The organism is Frankia sp. CeCAU1, from assembly GCF_977971845.1.
In genome coordinates, this window is the sequence record NZ_CDWWXA010000214.1 from 1 (window position 1) to 5,157 (window position 5,157).

The 5,157-nt window shown below is 70.2% G+C and carries 5 protein-coding genes; 2 read left to right on the plus strand and 3 right to left on the minus strand.

Features of this window, described 5'->3' with window-relative positions; all coding sequences use genetic code 11:
- From AC08OO_RS22350 to AC08OO_RS22360, 3 genes are all read right to left on the minus strand, one after another.
- Positions 1 to 1,000 (minus strand): PP2C family protein-serine/threonine phosphatase (locus AC08OO_RS22350; protein WP_476619033.1); only part of this gene is annotated, 1,000 nt, incomplete at its 3' end.
- Between the two features lie 237 nt (positions 1,001 to 1,237).
- On the minus strand, positions 1,238 to 1,999 hold the full coding sequence (locus tag AC08OO_RS22355) for a hemerythrin domain-containing protein (RefSeq protein WP_476611667.1): 762 nt from the start codon (positions 1,997 to 1,999) through the stop codon (positions 1,238 to 1,240).
- Between the two features lie 204 nt (positions 2,000 to 2,203).
- Positions 2,204 to 2,917 carry a PhzF family phenazine biosynthesis protein gene (locus AC08OO_RS22360; protein ID WP_476611666.1) on the minus strand — a complete coding sequence of 238 codons (714 nt, stop codon included), beginning with the start codon at positions 2,915 to 2,917 and terminating at the stop codon, positions 2,204 to 2,206.
- 224 nt (positions 2,918 to 3,141) lie between these two features.
- On the opposite strand from AC08OO_RS22360, the gene corA reads away from it, so the two are divergent.
- Entirely contained in the window at positions 3,142 to 4,401 is a 1,260-nt protein-coding gene (corA, locus tag AC08OO_RS22365; protein ID WP_476611665.1) for a magnesium/cobalt transporter CorA, read from the plus strand.
- A gap of 214 nt (positions 4,402 to 4,615) precedes the next feature.
- The gene (locus AC08OO_RS22370; protein WP_476611664.1) at positions 4,616 to 5,002 is read left to right on the plus strand and encodes a hypothetical protein; all 387 of its coding nucleotides are present in this window, start codon (positions 4,616 to 4,618) and stop codon (positions 5,000 to 5,002) included.
- The last annotated feature ends 155 nt before the right edge of the window (positions 5,003 to 5,157 follow it).

Consider the following 5,157-nt stretch of genomic DNA (forward strand, 5'->3'; position numbering starts at 1 on the left):
GTCCCTCCCGCCCCTCCAGCAGGCCGTCCGTGGCGAGCAGGAGCGCCCAGTGCGGCCCGAGCTCGATCCGCACCTCCTCGGAGAGGTCGTCGTCGACGATGCCAAGAGCCGGACCGACGACGTCGCCCGGCAGCGCCGACAGCCGCGGATGCAACAGCGCCGGCGGCGGATGGCCGGCCAGCCGCATCCGCGCCGAGGTCCGGTCGGGAGCGATCGCGAGGGTGCACACCGTCGCGAAGATCTCATCCTGTTCCCGCTCGCTCACCAGCACGCGTTGGAGATACCCGAGCCGGTCGGGTTCCGGAACACCGGCGAGAACCAACGTGCGCCACGCGATCCGCAGGCTCACCCCGAGCGCCGCCTCGTCCGGGCCGTGCCCGCAGACGTCGCCGAGCAGGACGTGGAGCGTGCCGTCCGCGGTGGACACCATGTCGTAGAAGTCCCCGCCGAGCAGGGACTGCTGCCGGCCGGGGCGGTACCGGGCGTCGTGATGCAACCGGCCGTCGTCGATGAGTGGCCGGGGTAACAGGCCGCGTTCGAGGCGGGCCCGCTCGTCCGCCAGCAGCTCCGACTCCCGCAGCGCCTGCGCGGCGGTGTCGGCCCGCTTGCGCTCAATCGCGTACCGGACGGCCCGGACCAGGTCCCGCCCGTCGACCTGACCCTTGACGAGATAGTCTTGCGCGCCCGCGGCGACCGCCTGCGCCCCCCGGTACTCGTCAACCAGACCGGTGAGCACCACGACCGGCGCTCCCGCCTCGACCGTGAGCAACCGGCGTAGCGCCGACAGGCCCTCACTGTCCGGCAGCCCGAGATCCAGCAGCACGCACGCGACGTGCTCGCTGCGACGGGCGGCTTCGGCCACCGTGCGCACCCGGGTCAGCTCGACCGGAGCGAAGACCTCGTCGAGGAGCTCGGACACCAGATAGGCGTCGGCATCATCATCCTCGACCAACAGCACCGGCCAGATCACTTTTAGGGGATCAGCGTTCGGCGCCCGCATCGCGGTGCCCTCGGTTCCTGACACATCTCCTCGGCATTGCACGACACGAGGCCATACCGGCCCAACCCGGACTCGAAGCATGGCACGACCACGACGCCCGTGCGCATAGGAACGCCGAACCGGAGTGGACCGCGGCCAGGAAGACCGGTCAGGAAGACGGAGCGCGACGGGCTCCGGAAGACCGGGCGCAGGAAGACATGGTGGGCCTACGGAAACGACGGCAGTCGCAAGGACGGATCAATGAGCGGCGGTGCGGCTACCAGTGGCGGTACGGCTACCAGCGGCGGTGTCGCCCTGCGCGCCTTCCTTCCCTGACGGGGTCTCACCCGCAGCCGGCGCCGTGGGACGGCCCAGCAGGTACCAGCCCCACAGCCCGGCGGGCACCGGGGCCCGCCTCGGCGCGCCGGGCACCTCCCGGGCGTCCATCACGTCGAGCAGGTGATCCCAGTAGCCCGTCAGGCGGGCCGCCAGGCTTCCACCGAACAGCCTGCTGTGCAGGAGGTGCGGATGCGGTCGGGTCGGAGCGTGGCGCATCGCGTCGGAGAAGCGGTCGAGGAGATCCCGGCGCTCGTCGTCGGACAGCTCGGCCATCAGCTCACGCAGAAGTTCGTCCTCCAGCGTCGCATGTTCGACCATCAACGCGGCCAGATCCCGGCGCAGGTTCGCGACCGGCTCCGCGGGCCGGTTGAGGTCCCCCTGGACGTACTGTTCAATGCCGCGCATCACCGAGGAGCAGCGCCGCGCCAAGCGGCCCAGGTCCGCCACCCGCGCCCGGCCGCCCACGACCCGGCGGGCCATCTCCGGGTAGACCACCGACTCCATCGCGCTCAGGTGCGCGGAGACGGCGGCCACGGCCGCGTCGCTGGCGTGCAGCGCCTGCCGCGGGTCGGTCGACGGACCATCCACGTCACCGTGGGCGCCGACGTCGCGCGAGAGCTCGATCAGACGGACGGCATCCTGATGCGCGGCCTCCACCAAGGTCACCAACGTCTCGGCCATGACCACCTCGCAGCCCATGGGCGGATACCCAGCGGAGAGCTACCAGGATCCAAAGCTACGCCTATCCGACCCGGTCCGCATCTCGGCAGCCACCACGCAGCCGTAACCCGGTACCCACAAAGGGTGCCAGTCGCTTCGCTCGGCACCTACACTCTCGGGCTTGGTCCCCGTGGTGTCCGGCCGTGGCCGCGCCGAACGCCACCGTCACCGGGCGAGGAACTCGTCGAGATCGGCGAGGAACCTCGTCTCGTCCTCGACCACCAGGCCGCCGACATCGGCGTGGCCGGGCGGACCCGGCTGCGCAAGGACAATCGAACCGGCGCCGTGCCGGATGGTGAGCCGCCGCCCGAGCATCGCGGCCAGTCGCATGGAAGCCGACCCGCAGGCCTCGTCCTCGGTGACGCCGTGCCTGCTGGCGAAGGCCCGGGCCCGCACGACCCCGCCCGGCTCATCCTCCCACGCCCAGAGCTGGGTCAGGTCCTCGGCGGGTGGACGGGGCAGGTCGAGCGCGTCGACCTGGCCCGGGTCCGCGAGCATCTCATGCCACCAGCAGGGCACGGCGGCCAGGGCGCCGCGGACCCAGACCCGGCCCTGCTCCTGCCAGCTGACCGCCTCGCCGCCGGCCGGGCGGAGGATCTCCGGATGGCCACCGAGCAGCCGACCCAACAGCCAGGCCGACCCCACCAAGGCGTGCCCCGCCATGGGCAGCTCCCCGGTGGGCGTGAAGGTGGCCAGCTCCGCCAACTCCGGGTTGTCGACGAAGACCGTGGCAGGGCAGCCCAGTCGGCGCGCGACGACGGACCGCTCCCGCGCGTCGGGCAGCAGCTTCGCGGCATCCAGCACCACGGCGAGCAGGCTGCCGCCGGTGCCCGTCTCGTCGGCGAACACCCGAAGCGTGCGTACCTCGATCCCGATCACTCGATCCTCCCTGTGACGTATCCCATGCGCCGGACGTGTGTCTCACCCTTCGTGCCGCACCACGCCGGCACAGTTGCCAGGCATCCGCGTCCACGGTGAAGCCCGGATCGCCTCCGGACGACCGGCACCGACTTGTCACCATGAAGGTTCACCAGTGGGGAAGGGCGTGGGAGATGCCGACAGGTGGACCTGGACATGGATCGGCGGCAGGGAAGAAGGCAGTGATGCGGGACGACGCGGTGCCGGGCGAAAGGGTACGCGACGAGACGGTACGCGAGACCCGGGGACGCGACGGTGATGGCGCGCGCCCGGACGGCGGCGACCACGGCAGCCAGCATCCCGTTCGGGAGGTGCTGGGGGACGCCCTGGAGCAGGCGTCGGCCAACGCCCATAAGCTCGCCGGCGCGCTGACCCGTCCGGTCTCCCTGGTCCGGGTGGGTCGCAAACGACGCCGTGCGTCCCGCTCCGAGCTACCGCGGACGCCGGACGGGCGCGTCATGGCCTGCGGCGTGTACAGCCATGGCCGGCGGGTCACCATGGACATCGACCAGGCCGACGCGCTGCGGTTGGCGCGGTCCGAACGCAACGGGTTCGCCTGGCTCGGCCTGTTCGAGCCGAGCTACGAGCAGCTCACCGCGATCGCCGAGGAGTACAGGCTGGACAAGCTCGCGGTGGAGGACGCGGTCACCGGCCACCAGCGCCCCAAGCTCGAGCAATACGAGAACCACCTGTTCATGGTGCTCAAGACGACCAGTTACGTGGAGCACACCCAGGTAACGGGCACCTCCGAGGTAGTCACCACCGGCGAAATCATGATCTTCCTCGGCGAGGACTTCGTCGTGACCGTGCGGCACGGCAGGCACGGGGAGATGACGAAGCTGCGCGGCCGGCTGGAGGCCAACCCGGAGATGCTCCGGCACGGCCCGACGGCCGTGCTGCACGCCATCTGCGACAGCATTGTGGATGACTACGTCCGCACCGTGGAAAGCATCCAGGCCGACGTCGACCAGATCGAGGCGGGCGTCTTCCATCGGGATCAGAAGCCGTCGACGGAAAGCGCCTACCAGATGAAACGCGAGCTTCTGGAGCTCAAGCACGCGGTGCTGCCGCTCGCGGGCCCGTTGCGTACCCTCACCATGGACGCCCCCACGATGGTCGACGTGGCGATGCGCCGTTACTTCCGGGACGTCGCCGACCACCTCGAGCAGGTCAGCGAGCGAATAGCTCACTTCGACGAGTTGCTTTCCTCCGTGCTCCAGGCGACGCTGACGCAGGTGACGATCGCGCAGAACGAGGACATGCGACGGATCAGTGCCTGGGTGGCGATCGGCGCCGTCCCGACCGCCGTCGCCGGGATCTACGGCATGAACTTCGACCACATGCCGGAGCTTCGTCAGACGTGGGGCTACCCGGCCGTCCTGGCCGTCATTACGACGATCTGTCTGTTTCTCTACCGTGCGTTCAAGCGCAACGGCTGGCTCTGACACCGAACCTGCATGCTAGGCGCGTATAGACCACGACAATGACGGCAGATCCATAGTCCCTTTTTACTATAAGTTGGCTGACGCGACGTATCCGTACGATGGGTTACCCCTGGCCCGCCACGTCGGTTACCGTTACCAACCGTGTCGGAGCAACCGGGTCTCGCGCCAGCCGCTCGGCGCGGTCCCCGCCGACCCCCACCCCTCAGGGGGCTCCATGACCTCGTCTGACCCCAAGAGTCGTAAAACGGCCATCCTGCCCGATCGGGGCGATCTCATCGCGGAGCTCGCCGGCCGCCTGGAGGCCCTCGACGCGCTCCTCAACCGGTTGGAGGATGCCGAGCGGCAGGCCGCCGACGCCAGCGAGCATCTCATCCGGACCCGCCGGTGGCAGGAGGACACGGTCCGGACCATCCAGGAGGAGCGGGCTCGGATGCGCCAGCGCCAGCACGCCCTCGACGAGCTCGCCGACCACGCCCGCGCCGCGGTCGAGGCGCTGGCGCACCACCGCTCGCTGCCCCGTGAGGTCCACGAGCTCGCGGTCGAGCTCCAAGTGCTCGATGCGGCGGGATTCCTCACCCGCCGCGGCTCCCGGTCCCGCTGAGGGGGGTGCACACCCGGCCTCACCCGTCGACTACTTTAAGTAGTCAAAAGCCGCCAGCGGGCCGCGGGAGGGCTACCCGCCCGCCCGCGCTCTCACCCGGACCGGCCGCCGCCGCGGACCCCCCACGCAACGAAAAACCAGCAGGACAACCGGGG